This is a genomic window from Acidisphaera sp. L21 (assembly GCF_009765685.1).
Classification (GTDB): Bacteria; Pseudomonadota; Alphaproteobacteria; order Acetobacterales; family Acetobacteraceae; genus LMUY01.
Genome location: NZ_LMUY01000145.1, coordinates 28,058 through 44,735, shown reverse-complemented (window position 1 = coordinate 44,735; position 16,678 = coordinate 28,058). Strand labels below are relative to the sequence as shown.

The 16,678-nt window shown below is 68.0% G+C and carries 21 protein-coding genes and 1 pseudogene; 11 read left to right on the top strand and 11 right to left on the bottom strand.

The genetic code is table 11. The features are described from left to right. The 8 genes and pseudogenes from GSQ76_RS32205 to uraH all read left to right on the top strand — a co-directional run. The coding region (locus GSQ76_RS32205) for an oligopeptide/dipeptide ABC transporter ATP-binding protein (RefSeq protein WP_335904941.1) at window positions 1-169 on the top strand (169 nt) is incomplete at its 5' end. Between the two features lie 12 nt (window positions 170-181). Further along, a complete protein-coding gene (locus GSQ76_RS26725) occupies window positions 182-931 on the top strand; it encodes an SDR family NAD(P)-dependent oxidoreductase (RefSeq protein WP_158747126.1) in 750 nt (249 codons plus the stop codon). A gap of 41 nt (window positions 932-972) precedes the next feature. Then, window positions 973-2,052 carry an ABC transporter ATP-binding protein gene (locus GSQ76_RS26720; protein WP_158747125.1) on the top strand — a complete coding sequence of 360 codons (1,080 nt, stop codon included), beginning with the start codon at window positions 973-975 and terminating at the stop codon, window positions 2,050-2,052. 14 nt (window positions 2,053-2,066) lie between these two features. Beyond that, complete coding sequence (locus tag GSQ76_RS26715) at window positions 2,067-3,107, top strand: ABC transporter substrate-binding protein (RefSeq protein ID WP_158747124.1); 1,041 nt, start codon at window positions 2,067-2,069, stop codon at window positions 3,105-3,107. Beyond that, window positions 3,107-3,943 carry an ABC transporter permease gene (locus GSQ76_RS26710; RefSeq protein WP_158747123.1) on the top strand — a complete coding sequence of 279 codons (837 nt, stop codon included), beginning with the start codon at window positions 3,107-3,109 and terminating at the stop codon, window positions 3,941-3,943. Before GSQ76_RS26715 ends, GSQ76_RS26710 begins: the two co-directional genes overlap by 1 nt. Continuing rightward, window positions 3,936-4,781: an ABC transporter permease gene (locus GSQ76_RS26705; protein WP_174247409.1), complete on the top strand. Its 846-nt coding sequence runs from the start codon at window positions 3,936-3,938 to the stop codon at window positions 4,779-4,781. The genes GSQ76_RS26710 and GSQ76_RS26705 overlap by 8 nt, the downstream gene beginning before the upstream one ends. Continuing rightward, window positions 4,778-5,245: pseudogene (gene uraD, locus GSQ76_RS32950) on the top strand (2-oxo-4-hydroxy-4-carboxy-5-ureidoimidazoline decarboxylase); the annotation flags it as partial. The gene GSQ76_RS26705 and the pseudogene uraD, both read left to right, overlap by 4 nt. A gap of 33 nt (window positions 5,246-5,278) precedes the next feature. Next, window positions 5,279-5,632: a hydroxyisourate hydrolase gene (gene uraH, locus GSQ76_RS32945; RefSeq protein ID WP_254070683.1), complete on the top strand. Its 354-nt coding sequence runs from the start codon at window positions 5,279-5,281 to the stop codon at window positions 5,630-5,632. Window positions 5,633-5,686: 54 nt separating this feature from the next. Here the strand turns inward: uraH and GSQ76_RS26695 are convergent, their stop codons facing one another. Further along, a complete protein-coding gene (locus GSQ76_RS26695) occupies window positions 5,687-6,937 on the bottom strand; it encodes an endo-1,4-beta-xylanase (protein WP_254070651.1) in 1,251 nt (416 codons plus the stop codon). A 78-nt stretch (window positions 6,938-7,015) separates the two neighbouring features. Here GSQ76_RS26695 and GSQ76_RS26690 point away from each other — a divergent pair, with 78 nt between their 5' ends. Further along, window positions 7,016-7,324, top strand: a complete 309-nt coding sequence (locus GSQ76_RS26690) for an NIPSNAP family protein (RefSeq protein WP_254070650.1) — start codon at window positions 7,016-7,018, stop codon at window positions 7,322-7,324. On the opposite strand, the gene GSQ76_RS26685 is transcribed toward GSQ76_RS26690, so the two are convergent. The 9 genes from GSQ76_RS26685 to GSQ76_RS26645 all read right to left on the bottom strand — a co-directional run bounded on the left by GSQ76_RS26685 (window position 7,293) and on the right by GSQ76_RS26645 (window position 14,730). Then, window positions 7,293-7,931, bottom strand: a complete 639-nt coding sequence (locus GSQ76_RS26685; protein WP_158747120.1) for a phosphoribosylanthranilate isomerase — start codon at window positions 7,929-7,931, stop codon at window positions 7,293-7,295. The genes GSQ76_RS26690 and GSQ76_RS26685 overlap by 32 nt on opposite strands. Next, window positions 7,931-8,245, bottom strand: coding sequence for a lipopolysaccharide assembly protein LapA domain-containing protein (locus GSQ76_RS26680; RefSeq protein ID WP_158747119.1), 315 nt, complete (start codon window positions 8,243-8,245; stop codon window positions 7,931-7,933). The genes GSQ76_RS26685 and GSQ76_RS26680 overlap by 1 nt, the downstream gene beginning before the upstream one ends. Window position 8,246: 1 nt before the next feature. After that, window positions 8,247-8,567, bottom strand: a complete 321-nt coding sequence (locus tag GSQ76_RS26675) for an integration host factor subunit beta (RefSeq protein WP_158747118.1) — start codon at window positions 8,565-8,567, stop codon at window positions 8,247-8,249. Window positions 8,568-8,708: 141 nt separating this feature from the next. Beyond that, complete coding sequence (locus GSQ76_RS26670; RefSeq protein ID WP_158747117.1) at window positions 8,709-9,491, bottom strand: inositol monophosphatase family protein; 783 nt, start codon at window positions 9,489-9,491, stop codon at window positions 8,709-8,711. Continuing rightward, window positions 9,488-10,291 (bottom strand): carbohydrate ABC transporter permease, encoded by an 804-nt coding sequence (locus GSQ76_RS26665; RefSeq protein ID WP_254070649.1) that lies wholly within the window; start codon window positions 10,289-10,291, stop codon window positions 9,488-9,490. Before GSQ76_RS26665 ends, GSQ76_RS26670 begins: the two co-directional genes overlap by 4 nt. Beyond that, window positions 10,288-11,157 (bottom strand): carbohydrate ABC transporter permease, encoded by an 870-nt coding sequence (locus GSQ76_RS26660; RefSeq protein WP_158747116.1) that lies wholly within the window; start codon window positions 11,155-11,157, stop codon window positions 10,288-10,290. Before GSQ76_RS26660 ends, GSQ76_RS26665 begins: the two co-directional genes overlap by 4 nt. Then, a complete protein-coding gene (locus tag GSQ76_RS26655; RefSeq protein ID WP_158747115.1) occupies window positions 11,157-12,434 on the bottom strand; it encodes an ABC transporter substrate-binding protein in 1,278 nt (425 codons plus the stop codon). Before GSQ76_RS26655 ends, GSQ76_RS26660 begins: the two co-directional genes overlap by 1 nt. Beyond that, window positions 12,434-13,687, bottom strand: a complete 1,254-nt coding sequence (locus tag GSQ76_RS26650) for an ABC transporter substrate-binding protein (RefSeq protein ID WP_158747114.1) — start codon at window positions 13,685-13,687, stop codon at window positions 12,434-12,436. Before GSQ76_RS26650 ends, GSQ76_RS26655 begins: the two co-directional genes overlap by 1 nt. Next, on the bottom strand, window positions 13,684-14,730 hold the full coding sequence (locus tag GSQ76_RS26645; protein ID WP_158747113.1) for an ABC transporter ATP-binding protein: 1,047 nt from the start codon (window positions 14,728-14,730) through the stop codon (window positions 13,684-13,686). The genes GSQ76_RS26650 and GSQ76_RS26645 overlap by 4 nt, the downstream gene beginning before the upstream one ends. A gap of 151 nt (window positions 14,731-14,881) precedes the next feature. Between GSQ76_RS26645 and coaE the strand changes: the two genes are divergently transcribed. Next, window positions 14,882-15,469, top strand: a complete 588-nt coding sequence (gene coaE / locus GSQ76_RS26640; protein ID WP_158747112.1) for a dephospho-CoA kinase — start codon at window positions 14,882-14,884, stop codon at window positions 15,467-15,469. Further along, a complete protein-coding gene (dnaQ, locus tag GSQ76_RS26635) occupies window positions 15,466-16,146 on the top strand; it encodes a DNA polymerase III subunit epsilon (protein ID WP_158747111.1) in 681 nt (226 codons plus the stop codon). The genes coaE and dnaQ overlap by 4 nt, the downstream gene beginning before the upstream one ends. A gap of 33 nt (window positions 16,147-16,179) precedes the next feature. Here the strand turns inward: dnaQ and secB are convergent, their stop codons facing one another. Beyond that, entirely contained in the window at window positions 16,180-16,644 is a 465-nt protein-coding gene (gene secB / locus GSQ76_RS26630; RefSeq protein WP_158747393.1) for a protein-export chaperone SecB, read from the bottom strand. Between the last annotated feature and the right edge of the window lie 34 nt (window positions 16,645-16,678).

The following is a 16,678-nucleotide window of genomic DNA, read 5'->3' as shown; positions in this document are numbered from 1 at the left end:
AAGCGCGTTGCGCGGCGAACTGCCCAGCCCGATGCGTCAGGTACCCGGCTGTCCATTCCACCCGCGTTGCCCGCTGGCCTTCGACCGCTGCCGGGTCGAGTTCCCCGCCACCCACATCAGCCACGGCCACGCGGCAAACTGCCACCTGGTCGAACACGCCGCTCAATAAGGATTTGCCGTCATGGATGTTCGGTTCGACTCACGCGTGGTGTTGGTCAGCGGCACGCAGGGCATCGGCATCGCCCTGGCCACCGCGTTCAAGGATGCCGGCGCCAACGTGCATCTGGTCGATATCGACCCGGCCGTCACCCAGGCCGCCGCCGCCATCGGCGTGACCCCGCACGTCGCCGACCTGGCGGACCGCGCTGCCTCCACCGCGCTCGTAAAGTCGATCGCGGCAAAAGAAGGCCGCCTGGACATCCTCGCCCTCTCCGCCGGCGGCGTCTGCGGCCAGGCCGACGTGCCACTCGCCGATGTGGACGAGGCCAGTTGGGACCGCGTGTTCGGCGCCAACGTGAAAAGCGCGCTGTGGCTGTCCCAGGCCGCCGCCCCCATCATGGAGGCGAATGGCTGGGGCCGCATCGTCATCATCTCCTCCGGCGCCGGGCTCCGCGCCAGCCTCACTGGGCTGCACGCCTACGCCTCCGCCAAGCACGCCGTGGTGGGCCTCACCAAGCAGCTCTCCGTCGGCCTCGCCAAGCACGGCATCACCGTCAACTCCGTCGCCCCCGGCCTGGTGCTGTCCAACCCCTCCACCATGAAGCAATGGGAAGGCTACGGCGCCGACGGCCAGGAACGCCTGGTCCAGGGCCTGCACAGCAAGCGGCTACCCGGCGCCATGGACATCGCCACCGCCGCCCTGTTCTTCGCCAGCGAACAAGCCGGCGCCATCACCGGCCAAATCCTGTCCGTCGATGGCGGTCGTTCCTAGCCCGGCACGGTCTTTGCTACGTCCCCGAAATGGGGACGGCAATGGAACAGGCATCGACTGACACGGTCACCGGGCGCTCGCTGCTGCTCGACCGCATCACCCATCGCTACGCCGGCCAGACCGCCGTCGGCAACGTCACGCTCGACATCGGCGGCGGCGAGTTGGTGGCCCTACTCGGCCCCTCCGGCTGCGGCAAAACCACCCTGCTGCGCATCGTCGCCGGCTTCGTGCAACAAACCGCAGGCCAGGTCGTGGTCGGCGGCACCCCGGTCGACCACCTGCCGCCCAACCGCCGCGCCGTCGGCATCGTGTTCCAGAACTACGCCCTGTTTCCCCACATGACGATCGCCGACAACGTCGCCTACGGCCTGGCCGCCCGCGGCGTCGACCGCACGACGCAGAAGGCCGAGGCGATGCGCATGCTGGAACTGGTGCAACTCGCCCACCTCGCCACCCGCCTCCCCCGCGCCCTCTCCGGCGGCCAACAGCAGCGCGTCGCCCTGGCCCGCGCCCTGGCCGTCAAACCCTCCATCCTGCTCCTGGACGAACCCTTCTCCGCGCTGGACAAAAACCTCCGCCTGGACATGCAAATCGAAGTCAAGCGCATCCAGCGCCTCGCCGGCGTCACCACCATCCTGGTCACCCACGACCAGGAGGAAGCGCTCTCCATGGCCGACCGCGTCGCCGTGCTCTCCGCCGGCAAGCTCGAGCAATTTGCCCCGCCAACCCAGGTCTACGACACGCCCGCCAGCCTGTTCGTCAACGGCTTCGTCGGCCAGGCCAACATGCTGCCCGGCACCCTCGTCTCCCCCACCGCCGCCACGCTGGACATCGGCGGCACCATCCCCGTCCGCCACTGCGCCGCCGGAACCGGCAGCCGCGTCACCATCTGCATCCGGCCCGAGCACCTGCAGTTGGACGACGCCACCACCGGCATCCCCGCCACGGTCGGGCTCGGCCTGCCCCTCGGCCCGACCATCGTCCACGAACTCCGCTTCGCCGACGGCAGCACCGCCAAGGTCATCGAACCCCGCACACCCGGCGCCGCCCCGCGCCCCGCCGGCACCGCCGTGCACGTCACAATCGCCCCCGACCTCGCCAACGCCTTCGCCCTCTCGTGATCCGGAGCCTCCAGATGAACCGCCGCACCCTGCTCACCTCGGCGCTGACGCTCGCCGCCATGCGTGCCTTCCCCGGCATCTCCTACGCCCAGGCCCGCCCGCTGGTCTTCGCCACCTTCACCGGCTCTTGGGAGGAAGCGCACAAGGCCATCCTCGTCCCCGCCTATCGCAAGGCGACTAACAACGCCGGCATCGTGCTGGACCCGATGCTCTCGGTCGACCAGATCGCCAAGGTCACGGCCGCCCGCAACAACCCCCCGATCGACGTCCAATTGCACGACCCAGGCCCGGGCCTGATCGCCATCGCCCAAGGCCTGGTCGAACCCTACCCGGTCGACCGCAGCGCCTATTACAAAGACCTGCTGCCGGTGGCACAGGAGCCGATGGGCCCCGCCGCATTCTTCCAGGTCGTCGGCCTCACCTACAACCCGGAAACCATCAAGACGCCCCCCACCTCCTGGGCCGACCTCTGGAACCCGGCCTATAAGGGCAAGGTCGGCATCACCAACCTCGCCTCCACTCTCGGCACCGGCTTCCTGGTCGAAATCGCCCGCATGTACGGCGGCAGCGAGGCAAACGTGGACCCCGGCTTCACCGCCCTCGCCAAGCTGAAGCCCAGCCTCTCCGCCGTCGCCTCCAACCCCGGCGCGCTCGCCTCGCTGTTCCAGCAGGGCCAGATCGACATCTCCCCCGGCAACTACAATGCGATCCAGATCCTCAAGGCCCAGGGCGTCCCCGTCGAATGGGTCGCCCCGAAGGAGGGTGCCATCGCCTTCCGCACCACCATGCACATCACCAAGAACTCCCCCAACCCCGAACTCGCCTTCAAACTCATCGAGGCCGCGCTCTCGCCCGAGGTGCAAACCGCCTTGATGCAGGAGCCCTATCTCGTCACCCCCACCAACACGAAGGTGAAGATGAGCGGTGCCGTGGCGAAGGACCTCGCCCCCGACGCCGACACCATGAACAAGAAGTTCAAGTTCCAGGACTGGGCCAAGATCAACGAGCAGCGCGCCGCCTGGATCGCCCGCTTCAACCGCGAGATGGCCGGCTGATGGCCGCGGCCAGCCCCGCCGGGTTCGACCCGCGTCTGGCCTGGCCGCTCGGCAGCTTCCTGGCGCTGCTGTTCGCCGTGCCGCTGGCGATGCTGCTGGTCATCAGCCTGCAAACCGGCGACGGCTACGGCTTCGGCCAATACGCCAAGTTCCTCACCGACTGGTTCAGCCTGCGCATCCTCGGCGGCACGCTGCGCCTGGGCGTCGAGGTCACCATCGCCTGCCTGGTGCTGGGCTTCCCCCTGGCCTGGCTGCACGCCCGCTCCCCCGGCTGGGCGAAATCGGCCATCACCCTGGTGGTCTTGCTCCCCCTGCTCACCAGCGTGGTGGTCCGCACCTTCGCCTGGATCGTCATCCTCGGCCGCCAGGGCATCATCAACAACGCCCTGGTCGGCGCCGGGCTGATCGATACCCCGCTGCGGCTGCTGTATACCGAGGGCGGGGTCGTCGCCGCCCTGGCCCAGGTCCAGATGCCGCTGATGGTGCTGCCCCTGGTCGCCGCCCTCGGCCGCGCCGACCCGAATTTGGCCGACGCTGCCTCGATCCTCGGCGCCGGCGCCTGGCGCACCTGGCGCACGGTGGTGCTGCCGCTGGCGATGCCCGGCATCATCGCCGGGTGCCTGCTCACCTTCACCGCTTCGGTCACCGCGTTCATCACCCAAAGCCTGGTGGGCGGCGGCCAGATGATGTTCATGCCCGCCTACGTGCTGCAGCAGGCCATCGCACTGGGCGACATGCCCTTCGCCGCCGCCATCTCCGTCATCTTCCTGGTCTGCGTGCTGATCGTCGTCGCTCTCCTCAGCCTGCTTGGCCGAAGGTCCCGCGCCCATGTTTGACGGCCCCCTCGCCGACGCCCCCCTGCCCGCCAAACGCATCGCCGATTGGGAGGGCCGCAGCTACCACTGGACCATGGCGGTGCTGGCGACGCTCGCGCTGCTGCTGATGCTTTCCCCCACCATCGTGGTGCTGGTGATCTCCTTCACCTCCGGCCTGTCCCTGCGCTTTCCGCCCCCCGGCTTCTCGTTCCGCTGGTACGTGGCGCTGGCCGACGCCTGGCAGTTGCAGTTCGCCGCCTGGAACAGCTTCAAGATCGCAGCCTGGACCACCATCCTATCGCTGCTGCTCGGCGTGGCCGCCGCCTTGGGCATCGCCCGCAGCCAACGCCTCTCCGCCCGGCTGCTGGACAGCCTGTTCATGGCCCCGCTGGTGCTGCCCGCCCTCGCCTTCGGCCTGTCCGCGCTGATGCTGTTCTCCTTCGTCGGCCTCCCCGTCTCCCCGCTCACCCTCACGCTCGGCCACACCGTCGTCTGCGTGCCCTACGTCGTGCGCAACACCGTCGCCAGCCTCACGCAACTCCAACCCGAATTGCTGGAGGGCTCGGCCAGCCTGGGCGCCAGCCGCATGATGACCCTGCGCCGCATCGTGCTGCCGCTGATCCGGCCCGGCATCATCGCCGGCGGCTTCATCTGCTTCATGGCCTCCTTCGACAACATCCCCGTCTCGCTGTTCCTACGCGACGCCGCCACCGACATGCTGCCGATCCGCATGTGGCAGGATCTGGAGGGCAAGTTGGACGTCACCATCGCCGCCCTGTCCGGCGTCCTCATCGTCGCCACCGTCACGCTGATGCTGGTGATGGAACGCGTCGCCGGCCTCTCCCGGCGCCTGGCATGATCACCCTAGACGCGCTGAACACCGCAACGCCCGAGCACTTCACCGCCACCCTATCCGGCGTGTTCGAGCACGCGCCCTGGGTCGCGGCCGCCATCGCCCCCGCCCGCCCCTTCGCCACCGTCACCGCCTTGCACGAGGCGATGTTCGCCACCGTGCTCGCCGCGCCGCCCGACCAGGTCACCACCTTCCTCCGCGGCCACCCCGAACTCGCCGGCTCCGCCGCCCTCTCCGGCACGCTGACCCGCGAATCCACCGCCGAACAGGCCAGCCTGAACCTCGACCGCGGCGCCGAGGACATCGCCGCGCTCAACACCGCCTACGCCGCCCGTTTCGGTTTTCCCTTCATCACCTGCGTCCGCCGCCATACCCGCGCGTCGCTGCTCTCGGAATTCCGCCGCCGGGTCACACTGGACCCGGCAACCGAACACGCCACCGCGCTACAGGAAATCTTCTACATCACCCGCCTGCGCCTGGCCGTCCTGGTGGAGGGTCCAGGCATGCCCGCGGTAAACGGCTCGCTCACCACCCACGTGCTGGACACCAGCATCGGCCGCCCCGGCAAAGGCATCCTGGTCGAGCTACGCGAAGCCGGCATCCCCACCCTGCTCGCCAGCGGCCGAACCAACGCCGACGGCCGCACCGTCGCCCCCCTGCTGCACGGCGCCCCCCTGCGGATCGGACAATACGAGCTGCTATTCCACGTCGGCGCCTACTTCGCCGGGCAAGCGACCGAGCGACCCGCCTTCCTAGACATCGTGCCCGTGCATTTCGGCATCTCCGAACCGGAAACGCACTACCACGTCCCCCTCCTCGTCAGCCCCGGCGCCTACTCCACCTACCGCGGCAGCTAAAGGGGGCCAGGGGACGACCGTCCTCTGGCGAGGCCATGGGGCGGAGCCCCGGGCCTAAGAGCGTGCGAACTCCGTCGCCATCGCCTGCCAATACAGCGTCCGGTGGCCGTCATCGTCCAGCGGCAACCCCCGATGCTCCAGCCCATCCTGGCGCTTCACGAACGGGTTGGTCGCCAGCCACGAGTAATTGTCCTGGATGCCCCAGGTGATGAACGTCTTCACCCCACCCTCCAGCGCCGCGTCGACGAAAGATTTCACCCGGTCCGCCACCAGCTTGTCGCGCGCGGCGAATCCGTCCGGAATTTTCCAGTGCTCGCGCACATCCATCTCGGTCACCACCAACTCCACCCCCTCATTGCCCAGCAGGCGGCAGAATTGGGTGAAATATTGCGCGTTGAACGGCTGCACCATCTGCAAATGGCCCTGCAGCCCCACAGCGTCCAGCGGCACCCCCGCCTTGCGCAGGCTGCGCACCAGATTCAGCATGCGCCGCCGCTTCTCGAAATGATGCGGCGCGGCCTCCTCCACCCCATACTCGTTCAGCGCCACCCGCACATTGCGATCCCGCTCCTTCGCCAGGCGCAGCGCCATCGGGATGTAGTCCGGCCCCAGCGCCTTCAGCCACGGCGAATCCCGCAGCTCACCCGGCGTCGTCTGCGGCGTGTCGCTGCCGGACGGATCGGCCACCACCTCGTTCACCACGTCCCAGTCATGGATCGAGCCCTGGGTGTGCGACAGCACCCGGGTAATGTGCGTGTCCAGGATCCCCTTCGCCCGCTCCGCCCCTTCGGCCAGCGCCTTCTCCACCCAGTCCGGCATGTCCAGATGCCACACCAGAGCGTGCCCACGGACCGGGCGGTTGTGCAGCCGCGCCCAGTTGAGCAGCGTGTCCAGCGGCTTGAAGTTGAACGTGCCTTCCTTGGCCTGCAGCACGCCCATCTTCGTCTCGTAATCCGGCATCAGCAGGCCGCATTCATTGGTGACGGACGCGGCATAGACCGGGTCCTTCGCCAGCAGATGCGACTGGATCGCCGCCCCGTAGACCCGGCCATGCTTGGCTGCGATCTCCCCAAGCCCGGGCCCCGCCGAGGATATGACCGGCCCCGGCGCTGGCGCGGTAGACGTCGCCGCATGCGGCAGTGTGGGCAGCGGCGGCGCGGTGGAAATCTGCCGGGCTGGCGGGGGCGCGGCGGCATTGGCGCCTGTGGGGAACAGCCCCATGCCAGCCAGGGTCGCCGCAATCACCTCCCGCCGGGAGGCGAGCCTGCTCCCCGGCCGCGCCACGCGCGGCTGTTTGACGATCACCCTGCGGTCGCGGACAAGGAGGGTGCGGGGCCGTGCGTGCCTCGACGATGGGGGACTACCGCTATCATGATCGTAGACATGCGCATTTATACCACCCGCCCGGGAAAGCTCGCTGCTTTCGTCAAGCTCTACAAAGATTATGCCTGGGACCTGCAGCAGAAATACCTCGGTCGCAACCTGGGCTGGTACACCGTGGCAGAAGGCCCGCTGAACCAGGTGGTCCATCTATGGGGTTATGACAGCATGGCCGACCGCGACGCCAAACGCAGCGCCATGGCCGCCGACCCGGGATGGAGCGTCTACCTGAAGCACTCGGAAGAAGCCGGCTACCTGATCGCCCAAGAAAACCGCTTCCTCAAGCCGACGGAATTCTCGCCCGTCCAGTAACGCTGCGCGCAGCCTGCAGGAAGGCCCGGATCAACGCCGGGTCCTTCTGCCCGGGCGCGGATTCCACCCCGGAACTGACGTCCACCGCCAGCGCGCCCGTCGCCACGATCGCATCGGCGACGTTGCCCGGCGTCAACCCGCCCGCCAGCAGCCACGGCCCAGGCGCCTGCCATCCCGCCAGGATCGACCAGTCGAACGACACCGCATTGCCACCGGGCCGCGTGGCGCCCGCAGGTGGCTTGGCGTCCAGCAACAGCGCATCCGCCCCATCCAACCCGGCGGGCAGATCGGCCGCAGCGCGGATGCCTACCGCGCGCCACACCGGCCGGCCAAACCTGGCCCGCAACGCCGCCGCACGCGACACTGGCGCCACGATCTGCAGAATATCGAGGTTGAACGCGTCGAGCATTTCGGCAATCTGCCCATCCGTCGGGTCGACGAACAGCCCGACATGCCGCGCCCGCCCCACCGCCAATCCCGCCGCGCGAGCCGGCGTGATGTAGCGTGGCGACGGCGGAAAAAAGACGAACCCGATGTAATCCGCGCTCGCCGCCGCCTCATACGCGTCCGGCGTGCTGATCCCGCAAATCTTGACCTCGACCGGCATCAGCCGTCGATCGTGCGGACCGCCGTTCCCGGCATCAGCATCGGGCGGGGGCGCATCGCCTCCAACTCCCGCTCCAGCGCCTTCACCCGGCCCTCCGCCCGGCGCGCGCGGCGGCGCTGCCCCAGGGAGGTGATGCCGACCACCAGGGCGCCCAGCACGAAGAACAGGGCGCCAGACCCCAGCACGGCCAGCGATAGCGGTACCACCACCGACAGATCGGTCGGCCAGAACCCCAGCGCCACGCTCGTCGCGTTCGACAGCGCGAACACGATCAGCACCAGAATGAACGGCAGCGCGAAAATCAGGCCCAACATGCTAGGCGACCACCCGTTCGCGCACCGGCCGCGCCGGCTTGCCGCCGCGATTCACCCGCTCGCGCAGTTCCTTGCCGGCCTTGAAGAACGGCACCGCCTTCTCGTCGACCGGCACGGCCTCCCCGGTGCGGGGGTTGCGGCCGGTCCGCGCGTCCCGCTTCTTGACGGTGAAGGCGCCGAAGCCGCGCAACTCCACCCGCTCGCCACGCGCCAGGGCGGCGGTGATCTCGTCGAAAATCGTGCCGACGATGATCTCCACATCCCGGCCCAACAGATGGGGGTTGGCTGCCGCAAGTTCGGCGATCAGCTCGGATTTCGTCATGTGGCATCCCGTCGCATAGAGGCCGACGCTGCCAGAGGGCAGGAGGGGCGTCAACCTTAAGGCCTTCAAAACGAACCAGTTTCCGCCACCAAGCAGGCTATTTTCCAGCCAGGATCGGGTCGGCAGCCCGGTCGCGCACCCCTATTTGGGCAAGTCCGCAGCGATACGCAACGCCTCCGCAACGCCGGGCGCCGCCGCCAGGATGGGATTGCCCGCCACCAGGCCGTCCCCGCCCAGGAAGTCGCTGACATCGGCCCCGGCCTCCGCCAGCACCGCCAACGCCGCCGCGACATCCCACAGATTGATGTGCCGCTCCACGTAGCCATCGATCCGCCCGGCCGCGACCTCCGCCAGCCCCAACGCGCCCGAGCCGCCGGCCCGCAGCATCGCGCCCTGCCCCAACACCCGCGTGCACATGGCGAGGTAATCGGATGTCGGAATCCGCGGCGACCACCCGCACTCGACGATCGCGCGCGACAGATCGGTCGTGGCCGCCGCACGGATCGGCTTGCCGTTCAGCGTCGCCCCATGCCCGGCCAGGGCGGCATAGGTCTCTCCCAGACCCGGCGCCACCAGCACGCCCAGCACCGGCGTGGTCCCGTCCAGCAAGCCCAGCGAGACGCACCACCGATTGGCGCCGCGCGCGTAGTTGCTTGTGCCGTCGATCGGGTCGACCACCCAGCGCAGCGCACCCTGCCGGGCCGCACCCGCCTCTTCACCTTGGAAACCGTCTTCCGGAAAGGCTTCCGCCATTGCGCCGGACAGGAACCGCTCCACCGCGCCATCCGCCTCGGTCAGCCAATCCTGCGCGCCCTTCAGGGTGCCGACGCTCGCCCCCGGTGGCGATTGCATGGACGTCGCCAGCACAGCCGCCCTGGCCGCCGCGTCCAACGCGACATCGAAGCGACGCTGCAATGCACTCATCGTATTCCCGCCCGCATGAAACTCTGTACGAACTGCCGCTGAAACAGCAGGAACGCAAGCAGCAAGGGCGCCGACGTCATCAGCGTCGCGGCCGAGATCACCGACCAATCCACCCCCTGGTCGGTCGAGGCGAACACCGACAATCCCACCGTCAGCGGCCGGGTGCTCACCGAGTTGGTGACGATGAGCGGCCAAAGGAAATTGTTCCAATGGTAGCTGACCGACACCAGCCCGTACGCCACGTAGGTCGGCCGGGCCAACGGCACATACACCCGCCAGATGATCGCCAGCAGGCCCGAGCCCTCCAGCCGCGCCGCGTCATCCAACTCCTGCGGCACCTGACGAAAGGTTTGCCGCAGCAGGAATATCCCGAAGGCGGAGCCTAAGTACGGCAGCGCAATCCCAAGGATGCTATCGACCAGGCCGAGATGCGCCAGACTGGTATAGTTCGCCACCAGCAGCACATCCGGCATCACCATCAGTTGCAGCAGCACGATCGCGAACACCACCTCCCGCCCGGGGAAGCGCATGCGGGCAAAGGCGTAGGCTGCCGGGGTGCACAGCACGAACTGCGCCACCAACACCAGCGTGACCAAGATGAAGGTGTTCAGCAAGTATCGCGGGAATGGCGCCGCGGCCCAGGCGACGGCGAAATTATGCCCCGTCCACGGCGCCAGCAGGCTCAGATGCGTCGCGTATTCCGACGGATGGATCGCCGCCCACAGCGCATACAGCAGCGGCATCACCCACAGAAACCCGAGCAGCCAGGACGCTGCCGTCAACACCCAGTTGGTCTTCACCGGTAGTATACCCGGCGCCCCAGCACCCCGAATTGGAACCCGGCCAGCGCGCCCAAGATCACCAGCAACACCACCGTCAACGCCGCCGCGGTCGCCGTGTCCATGAAGCGAAACCCGGTTTCGTAGATATAGTACAGCAGCAGATTGGTGGCGTTATCCGGCCCGCCATGCGTCATCACCACCACATGGTCCACCAGCCGGAACGCATTCACCACCGCATTCACCAGCACGAACAACGTCGTCGGCATCAGCAACGGCAGCGTCACCCGGCGTAGGTAATACCAATCGCTCGCCCCCTCCAACGCCCCCGCCTCCCGCAGCACCGGCGGCAGGGATTGCAGCGCGGCCAGGTAGAAGATCATGAAGAACCCGGCCTCCTTCCACACCGCCACCGCGATCAGCGACGGCAAGGCCAGCGCCGGGTCGCCCAGCCAATTATGCCGGCCGAACCCCAGCGCCCCCAGCACCTGGTCCAACAACCCATAATCCGGCGTGTAGAAGAACAGCCAGATATTCGCGATGGCGATCATCGGCAGCATCGTCGGCAGAAAGAACGCCATCCGCAGCGCCGCCCGCCCCGGGATCGCCCGGTTCACCGCCAGCGCCATCGCCAGGGCGAGCACCACCGACACCGGGATGGTGGCGATGGCGTAGATGAAATTGTTCCACAGCGCCTGGAAGAACACCGGGTCGTCCATCAGCGCCGCGAAATTGGCCAACCCGACCCAATGCGCCGGGCGGGCACCACGCGGTGTCGACGATAGGCTGTCCCAAAGTGTCGCCACCGCCGGCCAATGCGTGAACGCCACCAACAGGGCAAGCGCCGGTGTCAGCAGCAGCCACGCATGGACCGTCTCCCGCCGCATTACAGGAATTGGCGCAGCACCCGCGTAGACTCGCGCTGCGCATCGGCCAACGCCGGGCCGGGCTCCTTCTGCCCGTTCAGCACCGCCTGGATCTGGTCGGTCAGCACCTTCTGGATCCGTTGGTTCTCGAACGTCGACAGCTCCCCCGTCGCCACCGGCAGGAAGTCCCGCGCCACCGCCGCGGCGGGGAACCCGGCCACGTATTGCTTCAACGCCGGCGTATCATAAGCCGCCGGGCTGCTCGCAATATACCCGGTCTTGATCGACCAATCCGCCGCCCGCTCCGGCGCGCTGATCCACTGGGCGAACCGCAGGCTGGCCGTCCGCTCGGCCGCGCTCGCGTGCTTGAAGAAATACAGATTGCCGCCGCCCACCACGGTATGAGGCGAATCCTTACCCGGCACCCCGGCCACCCCGAACGGGAACTTCGCCTTGCCCCGCAAATTGGTGAGGTTGCCCGTCGTGTGCCAGATGATCGCGGTATTGCCCTCGAGGAAATCCGGCGACAGCACCGGCCACGCCGAAATCCCCGGCGGCGTCCCGCGCGGCGCCAGGTCGCGCCAATAGGTCAGCGCTTCCACCGTCTTCGGCGCGTCGAAATAGGTTTCGGTGCCGGCCTCGTTCATCAGCTTCTGACCGACCTGATTGGCCAGCGCGCCGAACGTCCATTGCGCATTGCCAAGATCACCCGCGATCTTGATGCCCCAGCGCGTCACCCGGCCGCTGCCGTCTTGCTTGGTCAACGTCTGCGCCGCCTTTGACATCCCCGCCCAATCCTTCGGAAACGCCTCAGGGTCCAACCCGGCCTCGCTGAAGGCCTGCTTGTTGTAATACGCGATCAAGGTGGAGCGCTGGAACGGCACCGACCAGGTCTTGCCGCCCACATGGCTGTTCGCCATGAACGCCGGGTAGAAGCTGTCGACCCATTTCTTGCCATCCGCATCCAGCCCGATCTCGTCCAGGCTCACCAGGATGTCGGCATCCTGCAGGCTGTGCATCTCGGCGGCCAGCAGCACCGCGAAATGCGGCCCCTGCCCGGCCTTGATCGCCGTCTGCGCCTTGGTCAGCGCGTCACCGTAATTGCCGGCATAGACCGGGTTCACGGTGACGCCGGTCTCTTTCTTGTAATCTGCGCAATACCCATCCATCACCGCCTGCAGCGGCCCGCCAACGGCGATCGGATAATAGAACGTCAGTGACTGCGCGGTCTGCGCCCGCACGATCGCAGGCGCCGCCAACACCGGCAGCGCGCCCAAAAGAGCCCGGCGACCCAGCATCACTTGAACCCCCGCAGCAGACGGCTGCTCGTGGCTTGCGCCTCCGCCAGCGCCGCATTCGGCTCCTTGCGCCCGGTCAACGCCGCTTGCAGCGCGTTGTTCAGCGGCTCGGTCACGCGCTGGTTGTCGTGGGTGGACAGTTCCGGCACGGCATACTCCAGTTGATCGCGCGCCACGGCAGCGGCGGGGAATCCAGCGACATAGGCCTTCATGGCAGGTGTCTCCCAGGCATCGGGGCGGGTTGCGACGTAGCCGGTATCCACGCCCCATTGCGCGGCGCGCTCGGGGCTGGTGATCCATTGCAGAAAGGTCAGGCTGGCGGTGCGCTGCGCCGCGCTGGCGGCCTTGAACAAATAGAAATTGCCGCCGCCGGTCGGGCTGCCGCGCGTCTCATCGGCAGGCAGCATCGCCACGCCGAACGGGAATTTCGCGTTGGTCTTGATGTTCGACAGATTGCCGGTGGTGGTCCAGATCATCGCCGCCCGCCCCTCCAGGAAGTCGCGCGGCGTCGTGCCCCACTCCACCAACCCCGGCGGCGTCGCGCCGGATTTCTGCAGGCTCAGCCAATACGCCAGAGCCTTGCGGCTGGCCGGCGTGTCGTAGGTCACTTCCGTACCGTTCGCGTTGGCCAGCGAGCCACCGGCCTCCGCCACCAGCGCCTGGAACAGCCAATAGGTGAATCCTGTCGCCGGGATAGCCGTGCCCCAGCGCGCATCCTTCTTCGACAGCTTCACCGCCGCCTCGGCATGCGCGGCCCAGGTCGCCGGTCCCTGCGTCGGGTCCAGCCCGACCTCCTTGAACAAATCCTTATTGTAATACAGCACGATGGTGGAGCGTTGGAACGGCACGCCCCACTCGTGGCCATCGATCTGCGTGTTGCGCAGGAACGCCGGGTAGAAACTGGCCAGCCACGCCTTGGTGTCGCCCGCCTGGTCAAACGGCACGATCAGCTCGTCATCGATCAACGTATAGGCGTCGGTCGACAACAGCACCGCCATGGTCGGCGCCTGCCCGGCCTTCGCCGCCGTCTGCGCCTTGGTCAGCGTGTCGGTATAGCTGCCGGCATACACCGGGTTGACCTTGATCCCGGCATGCTCCGCCTCGAACGCGCGGGCGTAGCCGTCGATCATCTTGGTGATCGGGCCGCCCACCGCGACCGGAAACAGGAAGTCGATCGTGGTCGCCGATTGCGCGCGCGCCACGAACGGCGCGGCAAGCCCGCTGGCAAGCAGCAGGCGGCGGGGGAGCGTCATGCGAAGGCCTTTTCAGTTTCGATGTGAAGCCGGAGCCCGGCAGGGTCGAAGAAATGCAATGCGGCGGGGTCGAAGCCGATGGTCGCGTCCGCCCCTGCCAGCAGCGCCACCTGGCCCGGCACCCGCGCCACCAATCGCGCGCCCGCCAGCGACAGCGTCAGGTTCGTGTCGGCGCCCAAATATTCCACGTGCTCGACCCGCACCGGCAAACCACCGCGCTCCAACCGCACCGCCTCCGGCCGGATGCCGACGGTTTCGGCGCGCGCCGGTGCTGGCCCCAGCGCGCCCGCCGGCAGCAGATTCATCGGCGGCGTCCCAATGAAACTGGCGGCAAATCGCGTCGCCGGGTGGGCATACAGTTCGGCCGGCGCGGCATCCTGTTCCACATGCCCGGCGCGCAGCAGGATGACCTGGTCGGCCATCGCCATCGCCTCCGTCTGGTCGTGCGTCACGTACAGCATGGTCATGCCCAGCCGGCGCTGCAGCTGCAGGATCTCGCGCCGCATATCCGCCCGCAATTGCGCGTCCAAATTCGACAGCGGCTCGTCCATCAAACAGATCCGCGCCTGCGCCACCACCGCCCGACCCAAGGCCACACGCTGCTGCTGCCCGCCGGACAGCTGGCCCGGCCGCCGATCCAGCAACTTGTCCAGCCCCAGCATCGCCGCAGCCTCGGCCAATCGCTTTGCCCGTTCGGCCTTCGGCACGCCGCGGGCGCGCAGTCCGAACACGACGTTTTCCGCCACGCTCAGATGCGGGAACAGCGCGTAGGATTGGAACACCATCGCCACGCCCCGCGCCGCCGGCGGCAAATGCGTCACGTCACGGCCGCCGATCAGCACCGCGCCTGCATCCGGCTGCTCCAACCCGGCGGCGATGCGCAAACACGTGGTCTTGCCGCAACCCGACGGCCCCAGCAGCACCGCGAACTTCCCGGCGCCGACGGTGATGCTGACATGGTCCAGCGCGCGTCCCCCGGGCCAGTGCTTGGCCAGGCCACGCAGCGTCAGCTCTGCTCCGCCGATGGGCTGTATTGGTAACATGAGCGCGATCATCTAGGGCAGGGATCGTGGACGAACAACGACAGTTCGATGACGGTTTCAGCCTGCACGTGCTTGCCCGGTGAATGCCAGCATGGTCTGTCAGACCCATGAGAATATCGCTGGGACTGTCGCGCGCCGACGGGGGGTCGTCTTGAAAATCATCGGCCTCACGGGCGGGATCGGCATGGGCAAATCCACAGCGGCCAACGCGTTCCGGCGCGCCCATATCCCAGTGTTCGATGCCGACGCCGCGGTCCACCGCCTGCAAGCCCAGGGCGGCGCCGCCCTGCCCGCCATCGCCGCGGCATTCCCCGGCACGGTGGTGGATGACGTGCTGGACCGCGCCCGCTTACGCACCGCCGTCGTCGGCAACGAGGCCGCCATCAAGCGGCTGGAGGCGATCATCCACCCGCGCGTCCGCCGCATGGAACGCGCCTTCCTCACCCATGCCCGCCGCACCGGCGCACCCGCCGCGGTGCTGGACATCCCGCTCCTGCTGGAAACCGGCGGGCAAAAGCGCGTGGACCTGGTCGTCGTCGTATCCGCCCCGTATGCGCTGCAGATGGTGCGGGTGCGCCGCCGCCGCGGCATGACGGAGGCGCAGATTCAGTCTATCATCGCCCGCCAGATGCCCGATTCGCAAAAGCGCCGCCTGGCCGATGTCGTCGTCCGCACAGGCCTGTCCCGCAACACCGCGCTCCGCCCGCTGCACCGCCTCATCCGGTCGCTGCGGCCATGAGCCGCTCCATCCTGTTCGACACGGAAACCACCGGGCTCGACCCGCTCACCGGGGACCGGATGATCGAGATCGCTTGCCTGGAACTGGTGCGCGACCTGCCGACCGGCGTCACCTTCCATCGCCTGATCGACCCGGAGCGCGACATCGACGCCGATGCCAGCCGGGTCCACGGCCTCACCCGCGCCGATCTGCAAGGCAAACCGAAATTTGCCGACATCGCCGACGAGTTGCTGGCGTTCATCGGGGACGCGCCGCTGGTGGCCCATAACGCCAGCTTCGACTTCGGCTTCATCAACGCCGAACTCGCCCGTGCCGGCCGCGACCTCGTGCACCTCTCCCGCAAGATCGACACGCTGGACATGGCGCGCACGCGCTTCCCCGGCCTACCCAACAGCCTGGACGCGCTATGCCGCCGCTTCGGGATCGATCTGACGGAGCGCACCAGCCACAACGCCCTGCTGGACTGCCGGCTGCTGGCGGACGTCTATATCGAGCTGACGGGTGGCCGGCAGCGCGGCCTCTCCCTGGCGAGCGAAGACGGCCAGACCATGCCAACCGTCACCTACCACGCCAGCGCCACCCGCGTGCCCCGCCTGATCCTGCCAACCCCGGCCGAGATCCTGGCCCACCAGGCCTTCGTCACCCGGCTGAAGGAGCCAGTCTGGCTGGTAGAATAAACCCCTCCCGATCGCGGGAGGGGCAGTCACTGGCTAGGCGACGACCGGCGCCGCGCCGTTCTGCTTGCGGGCCTGCCACAGCGCCACGAAGTCGATCGGCTGCAGCAGCACGGGCGGGAAGCCGCCATCGCGCGTCACGTCCGACAGGATGTTGCGGGCGAACGGGAACAGCAGGCGCGGGCACTCGATCAGCAGCACCGGCTCGATCGAGTTGTCCGGGATGCCCGTCAGAGTGAAGATGCCGGCATAGGACAGTTCGCAGATGAACACCGGGCGGCCGGGCTGGCCATCCGTCTGGCCCTCGGCAGCCGGCCCCTCGGTGGCCTCGGCACGCACCACCAGAACGACCTCGAACACGCTCTGCCCGTCCTGGATGCGGCGGGCCTGAACGTCCAGGTTGATCTGCACGTTCGGCTGTGCACGCAGGCTCGAGAAGATCTCCGGTGCGCCCGGCACTTCGAAGGACAGGTCCTTCACGAACTGGATGTTGACCACCAGCGGCGGCCCGGCCTGCGGTCCAGCGGCTTGGGGG